General features: G+C 66.3%; 19 protein-coding genes. 8 read left to right on the top strand and 11 right to left on the bottom strand.

Going from position 1 to position 22,622, the window contains the following annotated elements; all coding sequences use genetic code 11:
• Positions 1–13: 13 nt before the first annotated feature.
• The 3 genes from LPB260_RS18475 to choX (LPB260_RS18465) all read right to left on the bottom strand — a co-directional run bounded on the left by LPB260_RS18475 (position 14) and on the right by choX (LPB260_RS18465) (position 3,684).
• A complete protein-coding gene (locus tag LPB260_RS18475) occupies positions 14–895 on the bottom strand; it encodes a proline/glycine betaine ABC transporter permease (protein WP_208707257.1) in 882 nt (293 codons plus the stop codon).
• A gap of 1 nt (position 896) precedes the next feature.
• Positions 897–2,093 (bottom strand): glycine betaine/L-proline ABC transporter ATP-binding protein, encoded by a 1,197-nt coding sequence (locus LPB260_RS18470; RefSeq protein ID WP_208707256.1) that lies wholly within the window; start codon positions 2,091–2,093, stop codon positions 897–899.
• Between the two features lie 667 nt (positions 2,094–2,760).
• The gene (choX, locus tag LPB260_RS18465) at positions 2,761–3,684 is read right to left on the bottom strand and encodes a choline ABC transporter substrate-binding protein (protein WP_208707255.1); all 924 of its coding nucleotides are present in this window, start codon (positions 3,682–3,684) and stop codon (positions 2,761–2,763) included.
• Positions 3,685–4,033: 349 nt separating this feature from the next.
• On the opposite strand from choX (LPB260_RS18465), the gene LPB260_RS18460 reads away from it, so the two are divergent.
• Positions 4,034–5,413, top strand: a complete 1,380-nt coding sequence (locus tag LPB260_RS18460) for an L-serine ammonia-lyase (protein ID WP_208707254.1) — start codon at positions 4,034–4,036, stop codon at positions 5,411–5,413.
• A 476-nt stretch (positions 5,414–5,889) separates the two neighbouring features.
• Entirely contained in the window at positions 5,890–7,011 is a 1,122-nt protein-coding gene (locus tag LPB260_RS18455) for a GlxA family transcriptional regulator (RefSeq protein ID WP_208707253.1), read from the top strand.
• A 59-nt stretch (positions 7,012–7,070) separates the two neighbouring features.
• On the opposite strand, the gene LPB260_RS18450 is transcribed toward LPB260_RS18455, so the two are convergent.
• The 8 genes from LPB260_RS18450 to LPB260_RS18415 all read right to left on the bottom strand — a co-directional run bounded on the left by LPB260_RS18450 (position 7,071) and on the right by LPB260_RS18415 (position 16,404).
• Positions 7,071–7,316: a hypothetical protein gene (locus LPB260_RS18450; RefSeq protein ID WP_208707252.1), complete on the bottom strand. Its 246-nt coding sequence runs from the start codon at positions 7,314–7,316 to the stop codon at positions 7,071–7,073.
• 41 nt (positions 7,317–7,357) lie between these two features.
• Positions 7,358–8,131 carry an electron transfer flavoprotein subunit beta gene (locus LPB260_RS18445; RefSeq protein ID WP_208707251.1) on the bottom strand — a complete coding sequence of 258 codons (774 nt, stop codon included), beginning with the start codon at positions 8,129–8,131 and terminating at the stop codon, positions 7,358–7,360.
• A gap of 74 nt (positions 8,132–8,205) precedes the next feature.
• On the bottom strand, positions 8,206–9,429 hold the full coding sequence (locus LPB260_RS18440) for an electron transfer flavoprotein subunit alpha/FixB family protein (protein ID WP_208707250.1): 1,224 nt from the start codon (positions 9,427–9,429) through the stop codon (positions 8,206–8,208).
• Positions 9,429–11,390, bottom strand: a complete 1,962-nt coding sequence (gene dgcB, locus LPB260_RS18435) for a (Fe-S)-binding protein (RefSeq protein WP_208707249.1) — start codon at positions 11,388–11,390, stop codon at positions 9,429–9,431. The genes LPB260_RS18440 and dgcB overlap by 1 nt, the downstream gene beginning before the upstream one ends.
• Before the next feature lie 152 nt (positions 11,391–11,542).
• Positions 11,543–13,603 carry an NADH:flavin oxidoreductase gene (gene dgcA / locus LPB260_RS18430; RefSeq protein WP_208707248.1) on the bottom strand — a complete coding sequence of 687 codons (2,061 nt, stop codon included), beginning with the start codon at positions 13,601–13,603 and terminating at the stop codon, positions 11,543–11,545.
• A gap of 15 nt (positions 13,604–13,618) precedes the next feature.
• A complete protein-coding gene (locus tag LPB260_RS18425) occupies positions 13,619–14,149 on the bottom strand; it encodes a 4-vinyl reductase (RefSeq protein WP_208707247.1) in 531 nt (176 codons plus the stop codon).
• A 75-nt stretch (positions 14,150–14,224) separates the two neighbouring features.
• Complete coding sequence (locus LPB260_RS18420; RefSeq protein WP_208707246.1) at positions 14,225–15,202, bottom strand: dipeptidase; 978 nt, start codon at positions 15,200–15,202, stop codon at positions 14,225–14,227.
• A gap of 254 nt (positions 15,203–15,456) precedes the next feature.
• Positions 15,457–16,404, bottom strand: a complete 948-nt coding sequence (locus tag LPB260_RS18415) for a GlxA family transcriptional regulator (RefSeq protein WP_208707245.1) — start codon at positions 16,402–16,404, stop codon at positions 15,457–15,459.
• Positions 16,405–16,634: 230 nt separating this feature from the next.
• Between LPB260_RS18415 and choX (LPB260_RS18410) the strand changes: the two genes are divergently transcribed.
• From choX (LPB260_RS18410) to LPB260_RS18385, 6 genes are all read left to right on the top strand, one after another.
• Complete coding sequence (gene choX, locus LPB260_RS18410) at positions 16,635–17,573, top strand: choline ABC transporter substrate-binding protein (protein WP_208707244.1); 939 nt, start codon at positions 16,635–16,637, stop codon at positions 17,571–17,573.
• Positions 17,574–17,646: 73 nt separating this feature from the next.
• Positions 17,647–18,534, top strand: coding sequence for a 3-keto-5-aminohexanoate cleavage protein (locus LPB260_RS18405; RefSeq protein WP_208707243.1), 888 nt, complete (start codon positions 17,647–17,649; stop codon positions 18,532–18,534).
• A 91-nt stretch (positions 18,535–18,625) separates the two neighbouring features.
• Positions 18,626–19,591 carry an L-carnitine dehydrogenase gene (locus LPB260_RS18400; protein ID WP_208707242.1) on the top strand — a complete coding sequence of 322 codons (966 nt, stop codon included), beginning with the start codon at positions 18,626–18,628 and terminating at the stop codon, positions 19,589–19,591.
• 105 nt (positions 19,592–19,696) lie between these two features.
• Complete coding sequence (locus LPB260_RS18395) at positions 19,697–20,179, top strand: thioesterase family protein (protein WP_208707241.1); 483 nt, start codon at positions 19,697–19,699, stop codon at positions 20,177–20,179.
• Between the two features lie 11 nt (positions 20,180–20,190).
• Positions 20,191–21,150, top strand: coding sequence for an alpha/beta hydrolase (locus LPB260_RS18390; RefSeq protein WP_208707240.1), 960 nt, complete (start codon positions 20,191–20,193; stop codon positions 21,148–21,150).
• A gap of 64 nt (positions 21,151–21,214) precedes the next feature.
• Entirely contained in the window at positions 21,215–22,402 is a 1,188-nt protein-coding gene (locus LPB260_RS18385) for a gamma-butyrobetaine dioxygenase (protein ID WP_208707239.1), read from the top strand.
• Positions 22,403–22,622 lie beyond the last annotated feature (220 nt).

Raw genomic sequence — 22,622 nt, 5'->3', positions numbered from 1 at the left:
AGAGGCGTGCTGTTCACTGGCGCTGGAATCGCGCGCTCACCCAGCTGATCAGTCCGCTGCGTGGTTCAGTCTGCTTGGTCCCGAAACTTTCGGTGATGCGGTCGAGAATGATCGCCAGCAACACCACGGCCATGCCGCTCTCGAAGCCTAGACCGATATCCAGGCGCTGGATGCTCGCCAGCACGTCATTGCCCAGGCCGCCGGCACCGACCATGGAGGCGATGATCACCATCGACAGGGCCATCATGATGGTCTGGTTGACCCCGGCCATGATCGACGGCATGGCGTTGGGCAGCTGCACCTTGAACAGCAGCTGGCGGCCGGTGCAGCCGAAGGACTGGCCGGCCTCGACGATCTCCTTGTTGACCTGGCGGATGCCCAGGTTGGTCAGGCGCACGGCCGGCGGCATGGCGAAGATTACCGTGGCGATGATCCCCGGCACGCGGCCGAGGCCGAACAGCATGGCCGCCGGGATTAGGTAGACGAACGCCGGCATGGTCTGCATGAAGTCCAGCACCGGGCGGATGGTGGTGGCCACCCGCTCGCTGCGCGCGGCCCAGATGCCCAGGGGGATGCCCAGCAGCAGGCTGATCAGGGTCGAAGAGAAGGTCAGGCCGAGGGTGACCACGGTCTGCTCCCAGAAGCCGGTCATGACGATGAGGATGAACGACACCGCGGTGAAGGCGGCGAAGCGCGCGCCGATGCGCCACAGGCCGAGGCCGACGAAGATGGCGATCAGCAGCCAGGCCGGCGGAAACATCAGCAGGGCCTCGATGGCCTCGGAGAAACCGGCGACCACGCTGCCGATGCTGTCGAAGGCGCCGCTGTAGTTGTCCAGCAGGTGCTGGACCACATCGTTGACCCAGCTGCCCAGGTCGAGTTTCTTGTCGCTCATGTCATTCTCCCTGCATACGATTCAGCAGGCGGCCCTTGCTGATGGCACCGCTGTAGTGGCCGTTGGCGTCGATCACCGGGATCGGCCCCTCGTTGTCCACCAGGCGTTCGATCACCTGGTCCAGCGGCATGTCTTCGGGGACCGGGTCGATGCGCTTGAGTACGTCGAGATCGAGGCCGCACTGGCTGTTGCCGTCGACCATCAGGGCGATCTTCTCCAGGCTGATGGAGCCGCAGAAACGCTTGTTCTCGTCGACGATGAAGGCGTAGTGCTTGTCCAGCTCCTGCAGCTCCTTGCACACCTTGTTGGCGTCGGGGGCGACGCCGTTGTGCACGTAGAGCGGCACGCTGTCGGCCTTGAGCTGGCCGGCGGTGAGGTAGCGGTTGGTGTCGACGGTGTCGAAGAAGTTGCGCACATAGTCGTTGGCCGGGCTGTCGACCAGTTCCTGGGGGGTGCCGACCTGGATCAGCTTGCCGCCCTCCATGATGCCGATGCGGCTGCCGATGCGCATGGCCTCCTCGATATCGTGGGAGACGAAGATGATGGTGCGCCGATGGGTCTTCTGCAGCTCCAGCAGCAGGTCCTGCATCTCGCGGCGCTTGAGCGGGTCGAGGGCGGAGAAGGCCTCGTCCATGATCATCATCGAGGGGTCTACCGCCAGGGCGCGGGCCAGGCCGACGCGCTGCTGCATGCCGCCGGACAGCTCATGGGGGTACTTGTGGGCGAAGGTGTCCAGGCCGACCTGGGCGAGCACGTCCATGGCGCGCTTCTCGCGCTCCTTGCGGCCGACGCCTGCGACCTCGAGGCCGAAGGCGGCGTTGTCCAGCACGCTGCGCGAGGGCATCAGGGCGAAGGACTGGAAGACCATGCTCATGTCGCGGCGACGCAGGTCGACCAGCTCGGAGGTGGCCATCTTGGCCACGTTCTGGCCGTCGATGTAGACGTCACCGGCACTGGGCTCGATGAGGCGGTTGATCAGGCGGATCAGGGTGGACTTGCCCGAGCCCGAGAGGCCCATGAGGACGAAGATCTCGCCCTCCTCGACGCTGAAGGACACGTCGCTGACGCCGATGACGGCGCCTTTCTCGGCAAGGATCTTGTCCTTGCTCCAACCCTGCTTGAGCAGGTCGATGGCATCCTGTGGGTTTTGGCCGAAGACCTTGTAGAGGTTCTCGACGACGATCTTTCCAGACTTCATGGGAGGTTTCCCCTTCAGTAGACATCCAGACCAGCTACATGGAACCTGATGAGCGCCCTCGGGCCATTCGTCAGGTGATGCCGACTGTTCTTGCCTGTGTGGGTGGTCATGATTTCCGGGTTTGGACAACAGGCTGCAGAACGATGGGGCGGGGTACTCGGACGCCATCGGGGTGTCGCTCCACCGGCCATGGCCGTGGGCGCTACTCGAGTGCGTGGGTGAGTGAACCTTGCTGTGCCGTGCTGCAAACTGCTTTCCAAACCCTCTGGCAGTGTTACGAAGCCCAATCCTTTGGGAAATCACATCTCAACATCGAGATGCGCGTGCATCCGAATTTTCTTGTTAGGCCGGCGCCTAAGTAGGGGTGCCAGCGCTTATCTTTTTCGGTCCAGAGCGGTGGGGCTCCGGTCTGCCAGCTCCCTCGGGGGAGAAGACAGCGACGAGATCGGCTGACTCAACGATATAGGCTTCGAGACGTCGCAATTATCGGTTTGCGACGTCGACGTGTTGGGCGACGACATGCTGTCTGCCTAAAAAAACCTTAACAGACTCGATGGCCCTTTGGCCAAGGCTGCCGACCGCGCCGGGCGCGGTCGGAAGGCCCTGTTCCGGGGTGGAGGCTCCGTATGACGGGGGCTCGGGGGGAGGTTCGGGTGTTCGAAATTAACTACGGCTGGCCGCTGCTAATCGGGCTGCCGTCGCGCTTGCTGACGCCCTGTAGCCATTGCGCACGCACCTGCGGGTTGGCTTTCAACCAGGCCTTGGCTTCGCGCCTGGGGGTGGTGTTCTGGTTGAGAATGGCTTCCATCAGATCGTTCTCCATCTGCAGGCTGAAGCGCAGATTCTTCAGCAGTCGGCCGAGGTTCGGACACTGGCTGGCGTAGTCCTTGCGCACCGCGGTGTAGACGGTGGCGCCGCCCAGGTTGGGGCCGAAGTAGTCGTCGCCGCCGGGCAAGTAGTTCATCTTCAGCTGGTTGTTCATCGGGTGCGGCTCCCAGCCGAGGAACACCGCCGCTTTGCCGAGGTGGTCGGCGCGTTTGACGTGCAGGATCATGTCCGATTCGCTGGACTCCACCAGCTTGAAGTCGCTGAGATCGAAGGCATTCTTCTCGATCATCTGCTGGATCGTCTTGTTGGCGCTGTTGCCCGGCTCGATGCCGTGGATCTTGCCGCCCAGGGCTTTCTTGAACTTGGCGATGTCCTCGAAGCTCCTGATCCCCGCGTCGAAGCCGGCCTGGTTGACCGCCAGGGTGTACTTGGCGCCTTCCAGGTTGACCGCGATGAGCTCGATCGAGCCGTCATCCAGATAGGGGCGTATGCCCTTTTCCGAGCTGGGCATCCACAGGTCGAGGAATACATCGAGGTCATTGTTGCGCAGGGCGTCGTAGGTCTCCGGCACGGACAGGCGCTTGATCTGCGTGCGGTAGCCCAGTTCGCTGAGCAGCAGACGGGTGACGGCGTTGGTCACGATCAGATCGGTCCAGCCGACATCGGCCAGGCGCACCCGGTCGCAGGCCGCGGGATCGGCCGCCTGGGCCAGCAACGGCGTGCTCAGCGCGGCCGCCAGGAGAAAGCTCTTGTATCGGGTCATGGGCATATCCAAGTCACCGTTGACGGATTCCCTGCCGCTCCGGGACGGGCGGGGCGTGTGGCCCTGGGCGAGGCACGCGATGGGTTGCCGGCCGGCGCATGGGCGCCTGGATCATGGCGCCGGAAGTTGGTTGGTGCCTATGCGCGAAGTCGCATACGGAACGATTTTGTCGCGGATCGCATGGCTCATGGAGAGAAATGCGCACTGGATCACGCTTGCCGGACGGCCCGTCGGGCAGTCCCGTTCGAGGGCTGACGGATTTGGACACAGGCGAGTCGGTATGGGACTCCTGAGTGCTGGCGAAATCTTGATGATGGCGGCATTGCAGCACCCCGTTCAGGAGATTGTCGTGGCTATTAGTGTGTTCGACCTGTTCAAGATCGGTATCGGGCCTTCCAGCTCCCATACCGTCGGCCCCATGCGCGCCGCGGCGCTGTTCGTCGGCGCCCTGCGCGAGCGTCGCCTGCTCGAGCGCGTGGGTCGTATCGAAGTGCGCCTGTACGGTTCGCTGTCGGCCACCGGGGTCGGTCACGGCAGCGACACCGCGGTGATCATGGGCCTGATGGGCGAGTGGCCCGACAGCATCGACCCGAGCCAGATCGCTCCGCGTATCGAGGCGCTGCGCGCCAGCGGCCAGCTGCAGCTGGACGGGCGCCTGGCGGTGGCCTTCGACTGGCAGCGCGACATGCTGCTGTTGGAGGAGAACCTGCCGTACCACCCCAATGCCATGACGCTGACGGCGTTCTGCGGCGAAGGCCGCGAGCTGCACGCTGACACCTATTACTCGATCGGCGGCGGCTTCGTGGTCGACGCCGAACAGGCCGCCGCCGGCCAGCTGGATCAGGACAGCACCCGGCTGCCCTACGACTTCAACAGCGCCGCCGAGCTGCTGAGCCTGTGCAAGCAGCACGGCCTGCGCGTGTCGCAGTTGATGATGGAGAACGAGAAGGCCTGGCGCAGCGAGGCGGAGATCCGCGCCGGCCTGATGCGCCTGTGGCAGGCCATGCGCGACTGCGTGGACAACGGCCTGAAGCACGAGGGCATCCTGCCCGGCGGCCTCAACGTCAAGCGCCGCGCCGCCAAGCTGCACCGCAGCCTGCAGGAGATGAGCAAGCCCAACGTGATCGGCTCGACCCTGAGCGGCATGGAGTGGGTCAACCTGTTCGCCCTGGCGGTGAACGAGGAAAACGCCGCCGGCGGGCGCATGGTCACCGCGCCGACCAATGGCGCGGCCGGGATCATCCCGGCGGTGCTGCACTACTACGTGCGCTTCAGCCCGGCGGTGAGCGAGGCCGACGTGGTCGACTACCTGCTGGCGGCCGCGGCCGTGGGCATCCTGTGCAAGAAGAACGCCTCGATCTCCGGCGCCGAAGTGGGCTGCCAGGGCGAGGTCGGCTCGGCCTGCGCCATGGCCGCCGCGGGCCTGGCGGAGATCCTCGGCGCCACCCCGGAGCAGCTGGAGAACGCCGCCGAGATCGGCCTGGAGCACAACCTCGGGCTGACCTGCGACCCGGTCGGCGGCCTGGTCCAGGTGCCGTGCATCGAGCGCAACGCGATCGCCGCGGTGAAGGCGATCAACGCCGCACAGATGGCCCTGCGCGGCGACGGCGAGCACTTCATCTCGCTCGACCGGGTGATCCGCACCATGCGCGATACCGGTGCCGACATGCACGACAAGTACAAGGAAACCTCGCGCGGTGGCCTGGCGGTCAGCGCGGTCGAGTGTTGAGTCGCGAAGGGTCTGTGCGCGACTAGTATCAAGGCAGCGGAGCGGTCGCTGCCGCTGCCCTTTCTGGTGCGTGGCAACAGCCACTGCGCCCGATTTCGGGGCGTGCCGCCGGTCGCTTCTCGGCTAATCTGAAGCGACCGCTGGGTCAATTGCCGGACCGTTGGTCTGTTACCGGTGTTACCAGACGGAAGGCTGGGGTGACAATCTGTCGCACCCGCAGTGCTACTGAAATGCTCAGGCGCTCGGGCGTCTGAGCATTTGCCGTCGCAGGTAGGATGATTCTGTCGCTCTTGGGAAGGCTGAATGGCACGTGGATTGGATGTTGTTCATTTTTTATTGAACAGACAATCAAATTAGGCACGGCGTTTGCCTTGTGATTCATACCGGTCTGGGTATGTCACATACCAGAACAACAAGATCAATGAAGAGCCTCGCCACGAAGGCTCGAATACGTGCTCAGCGTGAGGGTTTCTCTGATGTCGCAGTCCAACCAAGGGGCCCAGCCCCAGAACCGTGTTCCTCAGTCCATTGGTTTCCTGCTACTGGACAACTTCACCCTGATTTCCCTGGCTTCGGCCGTGGAACCCTTGCGCATGGCCAACCAGCTCTCCGGCAAGGAGTTGTATCGCTGGTACACCCTGACCCAGAGCGGCCTGCCGGTAAGCGCCAGCGATGGCCTGCAGATCACCCCTGATGCCGGCCTGGACAATGCCCCGGCGCTGGACGCGGTGATCGTCTGCGGCGGCGTGGATATCCAGCACAGCGTCACTCGCGAGCACCTGCACTGGCTGCAGGTGCAGGGCCGTCACGGTCTCCAGCTCGGCGGTGTGTGCACCGGCAGCTGGGCGCTGGCCAAGGCCGGCCTGCTCGACGGCTTCGACTGCAGCGTGCACTGGGAATTCCTCGCGGCGATGCAGGAGGCCTTCCCCCGCGCCGCCATCAGCACCCGCCTGTTTTCCATCGACCGCACCCGCTGCACCTCGTCCGGCGGCACCGCGCCGATGGACATGATGCTGCACCTGATCGGCCGCGAGCACGGCCGCGAACTGGCCGCGGCAATCTCCGAGATGTTCATCTACGAGCGCATCCGCAACGAGCAGGATCACCAGCGCGTGCCGCTCAAGCACATGCTCGGCACCAACCAGCCGAAGCTGCAGGAGATCGTCGCGCTGATGGAAGCCAACCTGGAAGAGCCGATCGACCTCGACGAGCTGGCCTGCTACGTCGACGTGTCGCGCCGCCAGCTCGAGCGCCTGTTCCAGAAGTACCTGCACTGCTCGCCGTCGCGCTACTACCTGAAGCTGCGGTTGATCCGTGCACGCCAGTTGCTAAAGCAGACCTCGATGTCGATCATCGAAGTCGCCTCGGTGTGCGGCTTCGTCTCCACCCCGCACTTCTCCAAGTGCTACCGCGAGTACTTCGGCATTCCGCCTCGCGATGAGCGCGCCGGCCAGACCTCCAGCAACGTGGTGGCCCTGGTGCCGATGCCGGAGGACCTGATGCGCCCGTCCTCGTCCACCGCCATGACCGCGCTGACCCGCGCCCAGGGCGAATCGACCTTCGCCAGCGTACGCCTGTACCCCAACCGCCCGGTCTGACCGCAGGCAGAAAAAAGGGGCGCTCGATGCGCCCCTTTTTCATGCCCGGCAGTTGCGTCTCAGCGCGGCACCAGGGCTGGCAGCAGGTGGCGGGAGATCGCCTCGCGCACGGTCGGCAGCAGGGTGGCGTTGCCGCCCAGCAGCTCCTCGACCAGCCGGCGCAGGGCCTGCGCGCGGTCCGGGCTGAGGCCCTGAACCGCGTACTCGCAGGCCTGCTCGGCGCTGACGCCGGGCGGAATGGAGAGGCCCAGCGCCACCAGGCGGTCGCGGAAGTCCTCTTGGTCGATCAGGTCGGCATGCATCATGGCTCGCTATGCTCCGTCGGTTTAACGGCCGGTGCCGCGCCTTAGCGCAGCACCCCTTCTTCAATCAGAAGCTTGAAGATAGCCTCGGCGCCTTCCTGTGGCGAGACATCTTTGAGCACCTTGCCGCCGCCGCCGGATGCCTTGGCCGTGGCCGCCTTCATCCGTTCGGCGCCGGTCTTGGCCTTGATCACCTTGAGCCGCTTGGGCCGCGGGCGGGCCGGCTGCAGTTGGGCTTCGGCGAGCAGGTTGTCCTCGATGATGGTCACGTCCTCGGCGCGCAGCTGGCCGCGACGGGCCGGGCCGAAGGCGCTCTGGCGCGCGGTCGGGGCGGCGTTGTCGACGCAGGCGAGGAACGGCAGGCGCACCCGCAGGCGGCGCCGCTGGCCGCGGGGCAGGGCTTGCAGCACCTGGGCCACGCCATTCTCGACCTTCTCCACCTCGGCCAGGCCGACCACCAGGGGCCAGCCCAGGCGCTCGGCCAGGAGGAAGGGCAGCAGCCCCGAGCCTTCGCCGGTTTCCGCCTGGCTGCCGGTCAGCACCAGTTGGGCGCCGGCCTCCTGCAGGTAGCGGGTCAGCACCGGCAGGGCATCGGCCTGCTTGGGTTGTTCGAGTACCGCCATTTCCGCCAGGCCCATGCCCAGGTAGGCGCGCAGCGCCTCTTCCTGGGGATCGCCGGCGTGCAGCACCTGCAGCTTGTCGCCGGCCAGGCGCAGGCCCAGCTCGACGGCGCGCGAGTCCTGCTCGGCGCGGCGGGCGCGGCCCGAGGTCGGGTGGGCGCCGACCGAGACCAGGGTGATGATGTTCAAGTCAGTCATGGCACACCCGCAGCCCGGAACGAGTCCGGGAAATAGTTTCGAACGGCCCGGAGCAGGTCCGGGCGGCGAGAGCGTCAGGCCGCATCACGGGCACCTCCCTGGCGATAGGCGTGGACCTTGTCCATCAGCGCCGCAAGGATCTGCGCCGAGTCGCCGATCACCGACAGGTCGGCGCGCTTGATCATGTCGCAGCCCGGGTCCATGTTCACCGCCACCACCTTGTCGCAGGCACCGATGCCCTGCAGGTGCTGGATGGCGCCGGAGATGCCCACCGCCAGGTAGACCCGCGCGGTGACCCAGGTACCGGTGGCGCCGACCTGGCGGTTGCGCGGCATGAAGCCGTCGTCCACTGCCACGCGCGAGGCGCCTTCTGTGGCGCCGAGGACCTGGGCGGCCTGGTGGAACTGCTGCCAGTCCTTGACCCCGTTGCCGCCGGAGAGGATGAACTCGGCCTCGGCCATGGGGATCAGGGCCGGGTCGACGGCCACCGCGCCGAGGTCTTCGATGCGCGGCAGGCTGTGGGCGATCTTGCCCTCCAGTTCCAGCGCTCGGGCCTCGTGGCGGGTGTCGCTGACCGGCTCGGCGCACTCGGCGGCGGCCAGGATCAGCCGCGGCGCCGGGCGCACCAGGTCCTGCTGGCCGGCACCGGCACGGCCGATGCACTGGCCGTCGGCAACCTGCCAGACGCGGGTGGCCGGACGCTCGCCGAGCTTGGCGGCCAGACGCCGGCCGAGTTCGCCGCCACCGGTGCGGCTGTCGGGCAGCAGCCAGTGGCGTGGCGACAGCTGGCTTTCCACGGCGCTGAGGGCCAGTACGCGCTGCTCCGGGGCGTAGCCATCGAAGGCCTCGCCGTCGATCAGCAGCAGGCGATCGACGCCGGCGGTATCGAAGGCGCCTTCCTTGTGCTCGCCGAATACCACGGCCACCACCGCGCCGCCGTCGCTGGCCAGCTTGTGGGCCAGGCCGAGCAGGTCCTTGTCATGGGCCGACAGGCGGCCGCCGACCATGTCCGGGACCACGGCGATGTAGAACGCCGGCTGCTCGACCACGTGCAGCGGCAGCTGGACCTCGGCGCTGGCCGTTACGCGCTTCTGGCTGCCGCCCTGCTGGGCGCCGCTGCGGTCGATGCGCTTGATGCCGTTGGGGCCGATAAAGCCGACCGCATGGGGGTTCTTGCGGATGACGCCGTTAGGCCCCATCCAGCTGGTCTGCGCCACCTGCATGGCCGCGTGCAGCGGATGCAGGCGGTTGCGGGCGATCCATTCGGCGCGGGGATCGCGGCGGATAATGTCGCTCATCAATGCACCTCCAGGGCTTCAGGCTTGGCGGGCGCCGGCTGCTTGGCCGGGGCGGGTGTCTCCAGCAGCACGTCGGCGACCAGCTCGGCGATGTCCTTGATCTGCGGCCGCGGTTCGACCACGCCTTCGAGCATGGCGGTGCACTGCGGGCAGCCCACGGCCACCAGCTCGGCGCCGGTCTCCTTGATGTCGACCATGCGCATGTCGGGAATCCGCTGCTTGCCGGGGATGTCGGTGATCGGCGCGCCGCCGCCACCGCCGCAGCAACGCGAGCGGAAGCCGGAGCGTTCCATTTCCTTCACTTCGATACCGATGGCCTTGAGCACGGCGCGCGGCGCCTCATACTCGCCGTTGTAGCGGCCCAGGTAGCATGGGTCGTGGTAGGTGACGCTGCCGCCCTTGTGCTGGCCGAGGCTGAGTTGCTGGCCGCTGATCAGTTCTTCCATGTAGGTGCTGTGGTGCAGTACCTGGTAGTGGCCGCCGAGGGCGCCGTACTCGTTCTTCAGCACGTGGAAGCTGTGCGGATCGCAGGTGACGATCTTCTTGAAGCGGTACTGGCTCATGGTGGCGATGTTGCGCTTGGCCAGCTGCTGGAAGGTCGCCTCGTCGCCCAGGCGTCGGGCCACGTCGCCGCTGTCGCGCTCTTCCAGGCCGAGCACGGCGAAGTCGACGTTGGCGGCCTTCATGACCTTGACGAAGGCGCGCAGGGTGCGCTGGTTGCGCATGTCGAAGGCGCCATCACCGACCCAGAACAGCACCTCGGCTTCCTTCTTCTCGCTCATCAGCGCCAGGTTGAGGTCGGCGGCCCAGTTCAGGCGGCCGCCCGGGGCGAAGCCGCCGGGGTTGTCGGTGGCGATCAGGTTGTCCAGCACCTCGGCGCCCTTGTTCGGCGTGGCGCCTTTTTCCAGGGTCAGGTGGCGGCGCATGTCGACGATGGCGTCGACGTGCTCGATCATCATCGGGCACTCCTCGACGCAGGCGCGACAGGTGGTGCAGGACCACAGGGTGTCGGCCTCGACCAGGCCCTTGCCGCCCTGGACCACGATCGGCTGGTGCGGACCGCCGCCGTGCTCGCCCACCGGGATGCCCGGGTAGGGGCTGCCGGCGAACTTGGCGTCGGTGCCGCCGGCCAGGCCGATGACCATGTCCTGGATCAGCTTCTTCGGGTTCAGCGGCTGGCCGGCGGCGAAGGCCGGGCAGACCGCCTCGCACTTGCCGCACTGCACGCAGGCGTCGAAGCCGAGCAGCTGGTTCCAGGTGAAGTCGGTGGGTTTTTCCACGCCCAGCGGTGCTTTGACATCGTCCAGGTTGAGCGGCTTGAGCCCGGTGGAGCGACCGCCGCCGAAGCGCTCGGCGCGGCGGTGCCAGGCCAGGTGCAGGGCACCGGCGAAGGCGTGCTTCATCGGCCCGCCCCAGGTCATGCCGAGGAACAGCTCGGACACGCCCCAGGCCACGCCGACGGCGAGGATGAGGGCGAGGATCCAGCCGCCGAAATCGGCCGGGAGGATGCCGGCCACCGGCAGGGTGGCAATGAAGAAGCTCACCGAGAACATCAGCAGGCTCTTCGGCAGGCGGTTCCACGGGCCCTTGGACAGGCGCGCCGGGGGATTCTTGCGGCGCTTGGCGACGAACAGCGCGCCGACGAACATCAGCACCGTGGCGGCCAGCAGGGCGAAGCCGAGGATCTTGCTGTGCAGGCCGAAACCGTGCACCAGGATCGCCAGCACGGCGGCCAGGACGAAGCCGCCGGCCGTGGCCACGTGGGTCTTGGACATGTATTTGTCGCGCTCGACCACGTGGTGCAGGTCGACCAGGTAGCGACGGGGCATGGCCAGCAGGCCACCGATCCAGTCGACCTGGGCCGGCTTGCCGCGGCGCCACATCAGGAAGCGCTTGGCTGCGCCGAGCACGGCCAGGGCCAGCGCGGCAAACAGCAGAATGGGGAGAATGGTGTTCAACATCGTTTGGTCTCCTTGCCGGGACCTGAGAGCGGCGTCAATCCAGTCACCTCGCCCCGGCGGGGAGAGGGATAGGCCGAGGGGCTCTGGCAATGCCTGCCAGAACCCCCGACCCCCGCCCTCTCCCTGGGGGAGAGGGAGTCATGCGTGCAGGTTTAGAAGTCCTTGCACAGGCGCAGCGCGTCGTAGATCGCCGCGTGGGTGTTGCGCTGAGCCACGCAGTCACCGATGCGGAACAGCAGGTAGCCGTCGCCGGCCTCGCTCAGGCATGGCTGCGGCTTGATCGCGAACAGTGCCTCGACGTCGATCTGGCCCTTGTTGCGCGAGCCTTCCTTCAGCGCGTAGTAGAGGCCTTCGTCCGGACGCACGCCGTTCTCCACCACCACCTGGTCGACCACACGCTCTTCCTTGGCGCCGGTGTATTCGTTCTCCAGCACTGCCACCAGCTTGTCGCCCTCGCGATAGACCTTTTCCAGCATCATGTCGCCGGTCATGATCACTTCTTTCGGGTACATGCTGCGGTAGAAGGTCGGGAACGAGGTGCCGCCCATGGCCACGCCCGGTTTGATGTCGTCGGTGACGATCTCGACCTGGGCGCCCTTGTCGGCGAGGAAGTCGGCCACCGACATGCCGGTGAACTCGCAGATGGTGTCGTACACCAGCACGTTCTTGCCCGGTGCGACCTTGCCGTCGAGCACGTCCCAGGCGCTCACCACCAGGCCTTCTTCCGAGCCCCAGTGTTCGTTCTGCTCGAGGAACGGATGACCGCCGTTGGCCAGCACGATGATGTCCGCGCGCAGGTCCTGGATGGTCGCCACGTCCGCGGCAGTACCCAGGCGCAGGTCGACGTTGAGGCGAGCCAGCTCCAGCTGGTACCAGCGGGTAATGCCGGCGATCTGGTCGCGCTGCGGTGCCTTGGAGGCCGTGGTGATCTGCCCGCCCAGCGCATCCTTCTTCTCGAACAGGGTCACGTCGTGGCCACGCTCGGCCGCCACGCGAGCGGCTTCCATACCGGCCGGGCCACCACCGACGACGACGACCTTGCGCTTGGGCCCGGTGCTCTTCTCGATGATGTGCGGCAACCCCATGTACTCACGGCTGGTCGCGGCGTTCTGGATGCACAGCACGTCCAGGCCCTGGTACTGGCGGTCGATGCAGTAGTTGGCGCCGACGCACTGCTTGATCTGGTCGATCTGGCCCATCTTGATCTTGGCGATCAGGTGCGGGTCGGCGATGTGCGCGCGGGTCATGCCGACCATGTCGACGTAGCCGCCCTCGAGGATACGGGTGGCCTGGTTCGGGTCCTTGATGTTCTGTGCGTGCAGCACCGGGACCTTGACCACTTCCTTGATGCCGGCCGCCAGGTGCAGGAACGGCTCCGGCGGGTAGCTCATGTTCGGGATGACGTTGGCCAGGGTGTTGTGGGTATCGGCGCCAGAACCAACCACGCCGATGAAGTCGAGCAGGCCGGTGTCATCGTAGTACTTGGCGATCTGCTTCATGTCCTCGTGGGACAGGCCGTCCGGGTGGAACTCGTCGCCGGAGATACGCAGGCCCACGCAGAAGTCGTCGCCAACTTCCTTGCGCACGGCCTTGAGCACTTCCAGGCCGAACTTCATGCGGCCCTCGAAGGTGCCGCCCCATTCGTCGGTACGCTTGTTCACGCGCGGCGACCAGAACTGGTCGATCATGTGCTGGTGCACGGCGGACAGCTCGACGCCGTCCAGGCCGCCGGCCTTGGCCCGCCCCGCAGCTTTGGCGAAGTCGCCGATAATGCGCCACATTTCCTCGACCTCGATGGTCTTGCAGGTGGCGCGGTGCACGGGCTCGCGGATGCCGGACGGCGACATCAGGGTCGGCCAGTCGAAACCATCCCAGCGCGTGCGACGGCCCATGTGGGTGATCTGGATCATGATCTTGGCGCCATGCTTGTGCATGGCGTCGGCCAGATTCTGGAAGTGCGGGATGATCCGGTCGGTGGACAGGTTCACCGAGCTCCACCAACTATGTGGGCTGTCGATGGAGACCACCGAGGAGCCGCCGCAGATGGCCAGGCCGATGCCGCCCTTGGCCTTCTCTTCGTAGTACTTGACGTAGCGCTCGGTGGTCATGCCGCCATCGGTGGCCATGACTTCGGCGTGGGCGGTGGACACGATACGGTTACGGATGGTCAGTTTGCCGATCTGGATCGGCTGGAACATTGCTTCGAAGGCCATGACTCGTTCCTCGATTTAGAGCGGCTTGACGACAAAGAGACCGTGGTCGTGGCCTTCTTCCGAAGCGCCGTAGACCTGTTCGGCGACGGTGCGGATGCTGCTGCCCTGGGCCTGCAGAATCTGGTCCATGGCGCCGGCGAACCAGCCGGTGAACATGTAGTCGACCTTGCGCCCGCACTGGCCGTAGACGTAGACGAAGGCGGAGTGGTCCAGGCGCACTTCGCAGGTGCCCTTGTCGAGGTCGATCGACTGGATCTTGAACAGGCCCCAGCCGCGCTGCGACAGGCGCTTCATGTAGTGCTCGAACACCGCCACGCCGGACAGGCCATGGCACTCGGCTTCCTTCTCGCACCAGTGCCAGGCGGACTTGTAGCCGGCCTTGTAGAGGATCTCGGCATAGGCTTCGGCGCCCAGCACTTCCTCGATGCCGATGTGGTTGTTGACGAAGAAATGCCGCGGTACGTAGAGCATCGGCAGGGCGTCGGTGGTCCAGACGCCGGTTTCGCTGTCGACTTCGATGGGCATTTCAGGGGCGTGTTTTGCCATGATCTTCTAACTCCAGAATTCTGTGGTCTGGCCCCTCTCCCGTGGGAAGAGGGGCGGTAAGTAGTAGAGGAGGGCTTACTCGCCCCAGACGTCCTTGAGCACCCGCACCCAGTTCTCGCCCATGACCTTGCGCACGGTGCGCTCGGACATGCCGCGCTTGAGCAGGGTCTCGGTCAGGTTGGGGAACTCGCCGACGGTGCGGATACCCAGCGGGTTGACGATCTTGCCGAAGTTGGTCAGGCGGCGGGCGTAGCCCTTGTCGTGGGTCAGGTATTCGAAGAATTCCTTGCCATGGCCCTGGGTGAAGTCGGTGCCGATGCCGATGGCGTCTTCGCCGACGATGTTCATCACGTACTCGATGGCCTCGGCGTAGTCGTCGATGGTCGAGTCGATGCCCTTGGCCAGGAACGGCGCGAACATGGTCACGCCGACGAAACCGCCGTGGTCGGCGATGAACTTCAGTTCCTCGTCGGACTTGTTGCGCGGGTGCTCTTTCAGGCCGGACGGCAGGCAGTGCGAGTAGCACACCGGCTTCTTCGACTCGAGGATGACTTCCTCGCTGGTCTTGCTGCCGACGTGGGACAGGTCGCACATGATGCCGACCCGGTTCATCTCGGCGACGATCTCGCGGCCGAAGCCGGACAGGCCACCGTCGCGCTCGTAGCAGCCGGTGCCGATCAGGTTCTGGGTGTTGTAGCACATCTGCACGATGCCCACGCCGAGCTGCTTGAACACCTCGACGTAGCCGATCTGGTCCTCGAACGCGTGGGCGTTCTGGAAACCGTAGAGGATGCCGGTCTTGCCCTGGGCCTTGGCCGCGTGGATGTCGGCGGTGGTGCGCACCGGGATGACCAGGTCGCTGTTCTCGCGAATCAGCTTGTTGCTGGCGGTGATGCTGTTGACGGTGGCCTGGAAGCCCTCCCAGACCGAGACGGTGCAGTTGGCCGCAGTCAGGCCGCCCTTGCGCATGTCTTCGAACAGTTCACGGTTCCACTTGGCAATGATCAGGCCGTCGATGACGATGCTGTCGGCGTGTACTTCGGCTGGGCTCATCAGGCTGTCCCCTTTTGGTTTCGTGCGCCAAACCCGCTGTTGGCGCTTTGGGGGCAGCATATTCCTTGGGGGCCGGGGGACCCGATGCAAAAACGACTGGGGTATTGCCGAAAGCGTCAAGGCCGTGTCGTGATCGGATAAGGCGTCGGCAGGGTGCCGGCATTGCACGGGCGACTGTCCGGTGCGCGGCGTCGGCATGCCTCGCAGCGCCCGCGTGGCGCTGCCGGCCCAGGCGGCCTGGGCGGCAGGCGTGGCTAGGCCGCCGGCTGTTCGTGACGGTCCTGGCTGGGGCAGTTGGCGAAGCGTGCGCGGTAGCAGCGGGAGAAATACGAAGAGGATTCGAAGCCGCAGGCCAGGCCCACTTCCAGCACGCTGAGGTCGGTCTGGCGCAGCAGCTGGCGGGCCTTGTCCAGGCGCAGGTTGAGGTAGAAGTTCGACGGCGTCTCGTTCAGGTGCTTGCGGAACAGCCGCTCCAGCTGCCGTGGCGTGACCTTGACCAGCTCGGCCAGGGCCTGGGAGCTGAGCGGTTCTTCGCTGTTGCGCTCCATCTCGCCGATCACCTGCACCAGCTTCTTGTTGTGCAGGTCGTAGCGGCTGGCGATCTGCATGCGCTGGTGGTCCTGGCGGGTGCGGATGCGCCCGAGGACGAACTGCTCGGAGACGTCCAGCGCCAGCTCATGGCCGTAATCGCGGCCGATCAGGGTCAGCATCAGGTCCAGGCTCGAGGTGCCGCCGGCGCTGGTGATGCGCCGGCCGTCGATCTCGAACAGTTCCTGGGTCACCTGCAGGGCGGGGTAGCGCTCCTTGAAGGCATTGATCGCCTCCCAGTGCAGGGTCAGGCGCTCCTTGCCGAACAGCCCGGCCTCGGCCAGCACGAAGCTGCCGGTGTCGATGCCGCCGAGCACCGCCACCTCGCGTTCGGCGCGGCGCAGCCAGGCGGCCAGGCGGCTGTCGAAATGCTCCAGCGGGTCGTAGCCGGCGACCACGAACAGGCTGTCCTGCTTGCCCGGCATCTGCAGCGCGTCGTCGACGTTCAGCGACATGCCGCCGCTGCTCTGCACCGCCTCGCCGTCCTGGCTGAGCAGGCGCCAGCTGAACAACTCGCGACTGAAACGGTTGGCCGCGCGCAGCGGCTCGACGGCGGACATCAGGCCCATCATCGAGAAGCCGGGCATCAGCAGGAACTGGAAGGTCTGGGGCATGGGGCGGCTTCGGCGGTTGTCGTAAGCAACTAAACGGCAGTCGCGGCGCAAGTGCAACAGGCGAAGTCGCTTTGGTTCAACAGCTGGTCGTTCTAGTGCGAATGAGCGGCGCCATCGCTGCGTAAGGTGATCGCCACTGGGCACGCTTTACCCGCCCGGCCCAAGACGGAAACACCGGGCCACCAGAAGAAAAACACGGACCAACCGTATCGCCGCAAGAGGGCACCACCATGAAAAGTCTTAAACTCGTCGCCGGTTGCTGCTTGGCCACCCTGTTCAGCTCGTCGCTGATGGCGGCCGAGGATGCCAGTTGCCAGAAGGCGCGCATCGGCCTGGTCGGCTGGACCGACGTGGTGGCCACCACGGCGGTGGCCGCGGAGCTGCTGGAAAGCCTCGGCTACGAAACCAAACAGACCACGGCCTCCCAGCAGATCGTGTTCTCCGGCATCAGCAAGAACCAGATCGACTTCTTCCTCGGCTACTGGAAGCCGGCGATGGACGACAACATCAAGCCGTTCCTCGACAAGGGGGCGGTCAAGGTCTCCGCAGAGCCAAGCCTGGCCGATGCCATCGCCACACTGGCGGTGCCGGCCTATGCGGCTGATGCCGGGCTGAAGACTTTCGCGGATATCGCCAAGTTCAAGGATCAGCTGGATGGCAAGATCTACGGCATCGATCCGGGCACCGGGGCCAACACCAAGATCCAGGCGATGATCGACTCCAACCAGTTCGGCCTCGGCGGTTTCACCTTGGTCGAGTCCAGCGAGGCGGCCATGCTCGCGGCAGTCGGGCGGGCGGTCAAGCGTGAGAAACCGATCGTCTTCGTGGGGTGGAACCCGCATCCGATGAATATCCAGATGGACCTGACCTACCTGACCGGCAGCGAAGACGTGTTCGGCCCCAATGAAGGCCAGGCCACCGTGTGGACCGTCACCGCCCCGGACTACGCCCAGCGTTGCCCGAACGTCCATCGCCTGCTGAGCAATCTCAAGTTCAGCGCCGCCCAGGAAAGTGAGCTGATGGAGCCGATCATGGGCCGCGAATCGCCGGACCAGGTGGCGCGCGACTGGCTCAAGGCCAACCCGCAAGTGGTCGAGGCCTTCCTGGAGGGCGTGACCACGGTCGATGGCCAGCCGGGCCAGGCCGCCGCCGTCGCCAAACTGCAGTAATCCCTAACCCAGACTTTCCGTGCGCGCCTGCTCGCGCACGGCCTCCGCTCGCCTGAATGAAGGACCCCGAATCATGAACTACGAAGTAATCGTCACCTGTGCAGTGACCGGCGCCGGCGACACCGTCGGCAAGCACCCGGCCATCCCGGTCACCCCCAAGCAGATCGCCGACGCCGCCATCGAAGCGGCCAAGGCCGGCGCCACCGTGGCCCACTGCCATGTCCGCGACCCCAAGACCGGCAAGCCGAGTCGCGACGTCGAGCTGTACCGCGAGGTGGTCGAGCGCATCCGCGAGAGCGATACCGACGTGATCATCAACCTCACCGCCGGCATGGGCGGTGACCTGGAAATCGGCCCGGGCGAACAGCCCCTGGAGTTCGGCGCCGGCACCGACCTGGTCGGCCCGCTGACCCGCCTGGCGCATATCGAGGCCCTGCGCCCGGAGATCTGCACCCTGGACTGCGGCACCCTGAACTTCGGCGACGGCGACTACATCTACGTCTCCACCCCGGCCCAATTGCGCGCCGGCGCCAAGCGCATCACCGAGCTGGGGGTGAAGGCCGAGCTGGAGATCTTCGACACCGGCCACCTGTGGTTCGCCAAGCAGATGCTCAAGGAAGGCCTGCTGGAAGACCCGCTGTTCCAGATCTGCCTGGGCATCCCGTGGGGCGCGCCGGCCGACACCACATCCATGAAGGCCATGGCCGACAATCTGCCGGCGGGCGCCAATTGGGCCGGCTTCGGCATCGGCCGCATGCAGATGCCGATGGTGGCCCAGGCCATGCTGCTGGGCGGCCACGTGCGCGTGGGCCTGGAAGACAACATCTGGCTGGACAAGGGCGTCTACGCCACCAACGGCCAGCTGGTCGAGCGCGCCATCGAGATCATCCAGCGCCTCGGCGGCCGCGCCCTGACCCCGGCCGAGGGACGCGCCAAGATGAACCTCAAGCCGCGCGGCTGAATCGGCGCCCCCCATCCGCGGTCCGGCGCGATGCCGGACCGGGTCCAATAGCCAGTCCCGGACGTGGTCCGGGCAACCTGCAGGAATCATCATGGGCTTTGTCACTGAACTGAAAACCTTCGCCGCCCTCGGCACCGGCGTCATCGGCGCCGGCTGGATCGCCCGCGCCCTGGCCCATGGCCTCGACGTGGTGGCCTGGGACCCGGCGCCGGGCGCCGAAGAAGCGCTGCGCGCGCGCATCGCCAACGCCTGGCCGGCCCTGGAGAAGAAGGGCCTGGCGCCAGGCGCCTCGCCGCAGCGGCTGCGCTTCGTCGCCACCATCGAGGAGTGCGTGAAGGACGCCGACTTCATCCAGGAGAGCGCTCCCGAGCGCCTGGACCTCAAGTGCGAGCTGCACGCCAAGATCAGCGCCGCCGCGCGGCCCGACGTGATCATCGGCTCGAGCACCTCGGGCCTGCTGCCCAGCGAGTTCTACGCCGACGCTACGCAGCCCGAGCGTTGCGTGGTCGGCCATCCGTTCAACCCGGTCTACCTGCTGCCGCTGGTGGAAGTGGTCGGTGGCCAGCACACCGCGCCCGAAGCCGTGCAGGCGGCGATCGAGATCTACACCACCCTGGGCATGCGCCCGCTGCATGTGCGCAAGGAAGTACCCGGCTTTATCGCCGACCGCCTGCTCGAGGCGCTGTGGCGCGAGTCGCTGCACCTGGTCAACGACGGCGTGGCCACCACCGGCGAGATCGACGACGCGATCCGCTTCGGCGCGGGCCTGCGCTGGTCGTTCATGGGCAGCTTCCTGACCTACACCCTGGCGGGCGGCAACGCCGGCATGCGCCACTTCATGTCGCAGTTCGGCCCGGCCCTGAAGCTGCCCTGGACCTACCTCGAGGCCCCGGAGCTGACCGACCAGCTGATCGACAGCGTGGTCGAGGGCACCGCGGTGCAGCAGGGCGAGCGCAGCATCGCCGAGTTGGAGCGCTATCGCGACGACTGCCTGATGGCGGTGATGGACGCGATCAAGGCGACCAAGGCCAAGCACGGCTTCGACTTCGCCGACTGACGTGCAGCCTGGCCCGCCTGAATCGGGCCAGGCATTGAGCCGGCGGCACTGCCGCCAATCGATACCCGGCCGGGGGCGAGCCGCCCGGCCGCAGGAGAACAACCGATGTCCAGTGCGCAACCTCTGACCACCTACCAGACCGAGATCCAGCCCGAGTGGGTGGATTACAACGGCCACCTGCGCGATGCCTTCTACCTGCTGATCTTCAGCTATGCCACCGATGCGCTGATGGATCGGCTGGGCCTCGACGAGGCGGGTCGGGCGCGCACCGGGCACACCCTGTACACCCTGGAGTGCCACCTGAACTACCTGGCCGAGGTCAAGCTCGGTGCCGAGGCGGAGGTGCGCACCCAGTTGCTGGCCCATGACCGTAAGCGTCTGCACATCCACCACGGCCTTTACTATCCGGGCGGAGATGAGCTGTTGGCGGCCAGCGAACAGATGCTGATGAATATCGACAGCGCCAGCGGGCGCTCCGCGGCTTTCGACGAGCAGGTCATGGCGCAGGTGCTGGCGCTCGGCGAGGCCCATGGACGCTTGCCGGTTCCGCTGCATGTAGGCCGCACCATCGGCCTGCCGGGGCGCTAAGGTTGACCCTCATGGTGGAGCACGGGCAGGCAGCGGGGCGCGCCAGGCACTACGAGCTGACGGCGCAGATGCTGGAGTTCGTCGCGCTCAGCCAAAGCTTCGTCGCCCGGGACGCCAGCCTGGCGGCGCAACGTGAGGCCTACCGACGTATGGCGCAGGCATTCGACCGGCCGCGATCGGAGCGCCTGGATGTGCGCGACCTGCACTGCCAGACGGTGCCGCTGAGGCGCTATCGGCCCGCGGGCCCGATGCCGGCGTCGGGCTGGCCCTGTGTGCTGTACCTGCACGGAGGCGGCTGGGCGTTCGGCGACCTCGACTCCCATGACCTGGTCTGTGCCGAACTGGCCGAGCGCCTCGGCGTGGCGGTGGTGGCAGTCGCCTACCGGCTGGCGCCCGAGCATCCGTTTCCGGCGGGCCTGCGCGATTGCCAGCAGGTCTGGCAGGCGCTGCGCAACGACCAACTGGATATCCAACTGGATCAGCAGCGCCTCGCCGTGGCCGGCGACAGTGCCGGCGGCAACCTGGCGGTGGCGCTATGCCTGGCCTTGCGCCAGGCGGGACAGCCGCAACCCTGCGCCCAGGCGTTGATCTATCCCGGTCTGAGTCCGCAGCCTCTGCCCTCGCATCTGAGCTGCGCCGATGCGCCCCTGCTCTCGCGGGAAGATCTGCAGGCCTGTCTGGACTGGTACCTGCCCGATTCGAGTCTGCGCGCCGATCCGCTTGCGCTGCCACTTGCTGCCCAGGACTTCAGCGGTCTGCCGCCGGCGTTCGTAGCGGTCGCCGAGCACGATCCGCTGCGTGATGACGGTGCGCTCTATGCCCAGCGCCTGGCCGCGGATGGTGTGGCTGTGCGCTTCGAGCCGGGGCAGGGCCTGGTGCACGGCTGCCTGCGTGCGCTGGGGCGGGTGGCCGAGGTGGATAACCTGTATGCGCAATTGATCGACTGGCTGGGGAGCGCGCTACGGCGCTGAAAACGCTTCCGGCCCGATCGCTTCTCCAACACCAGCCGTTACGGCATCGCCTGAGGAGATCGCAATGAACGCTGTAGATCCCGCCCTGGAAAACCCACCGATCGCCGATTGGCGAAGCTACCCGATCAGCGCCGACCTGGTGGCTGTAAGAGCCGAGGCGGACGCGCTGGAAACGGTGTGGAGCGACGGTCGCGTCAGCCCGTTCCATCACCAGTGGCTGCGCGACAATTGTTCCTGCAACAAGTGCGTGTACAGCGTGACCCGCGAGCAACTGTTCGAGATCGTCGATGTGCCGGAGCAGCTGCACCCGCAGCGCACCCGCATCGACGAGCAGGGCCATCTGCTGGTCGACTGGCAGGATGGCCATCACAGCCGCTACCACCCCGGCTGGCTGCGCGCCCACGCCTATGACGAGGCGTCGCGTGCCGAGCGCCGCGCCCAACGGCCGCAGAGCCGCCTGTGGGGTGCGGAGATGGGCGAGCAGCTGCCGCAGTTCGACTACCAGGCGGTGATGACGGACGACAGTGCCCTGCTGAACTGGCTGCTGGCGGTGCGCGACATCGGCCTGACCCAGCTGCTCGAGGTGCCGACCCGCGCGGACGTGCTGCCGATCCTGGCCAAGCGCATCTCCTTTATCCGCGAGAGCAACTTCGGCGTGCTGTTCGACGTGCAGTCCAAGGCCGATGCCGACAGCAACGCCTACACCGCCTTCAACCTGCCGTTGCATACCGACCTGCCGACCCGCGAGCTGGAGCCCGGGCTGCAGTTCCTGCACTGCCTGGTCAACGATGCGAGCGGAGGGGAGAGCGTGTTCGTCGACGGCTTCGCCATCGCCGAGGCGCTGCATCAGGAGGCCCCCGAACTGTTTCACACCCTGTGCGACACGCCGATCGAATTCCGCAACAAGAGCCGCACCAGCGATTACCGCTGCCTGGCGCCGATCATTGCCCTGGACGCCTACGGGGCGGTCAGCGAGATCCGCATGGGCAACTTCCTGAAGGGGCCGTTCGACGCACCGGTCGAGCGCATGCCGGCGCTGTACAGCGCCTACCGGCGTTTCATCGAGATGACCCGTGAGCCGCGCTTTCGCGTGCAGCGACGGCTGGCGGCCGGGCAGCTGTGGTGTTTCGACAATCGCCGCACCCTGCATGCGCGCACCGAGTTCGACCCGACCAGCGGCGCCCGGCATTTCAAGGGCTGCTACGTCGATCGCGACGAACTGCTGTCGCGAATTCATGTGCTGCAGCGCTAGAAGCGTCGCCTGGCGGCTTGATTGCGACCAGTTTTGCCAGCGCCGCCGAACGGGGCTTTCCGTCGAGGTCGCCATAAATTAAACGTGGTCATAGGCGGCTATTTTATTGCTTCCGACGACTGTCCATCTTCATAACAATCCGGTTCGTATCGTTTTGCCCAAGATCCGACTGACGCGTCACCGCAGCAGTGGGTCCGGGCAGACGCAGCAGCAAACCGAT

The sequence above is a fragment of the Pseudomonas sp. LPB0260 genome, from assembly GCF_013388395.1.
The sequence above is the reverse complement of the archived record's forward strand: the minus strand, read 5'-3'. Positions and strand labels throughout refer to the sequence as shown.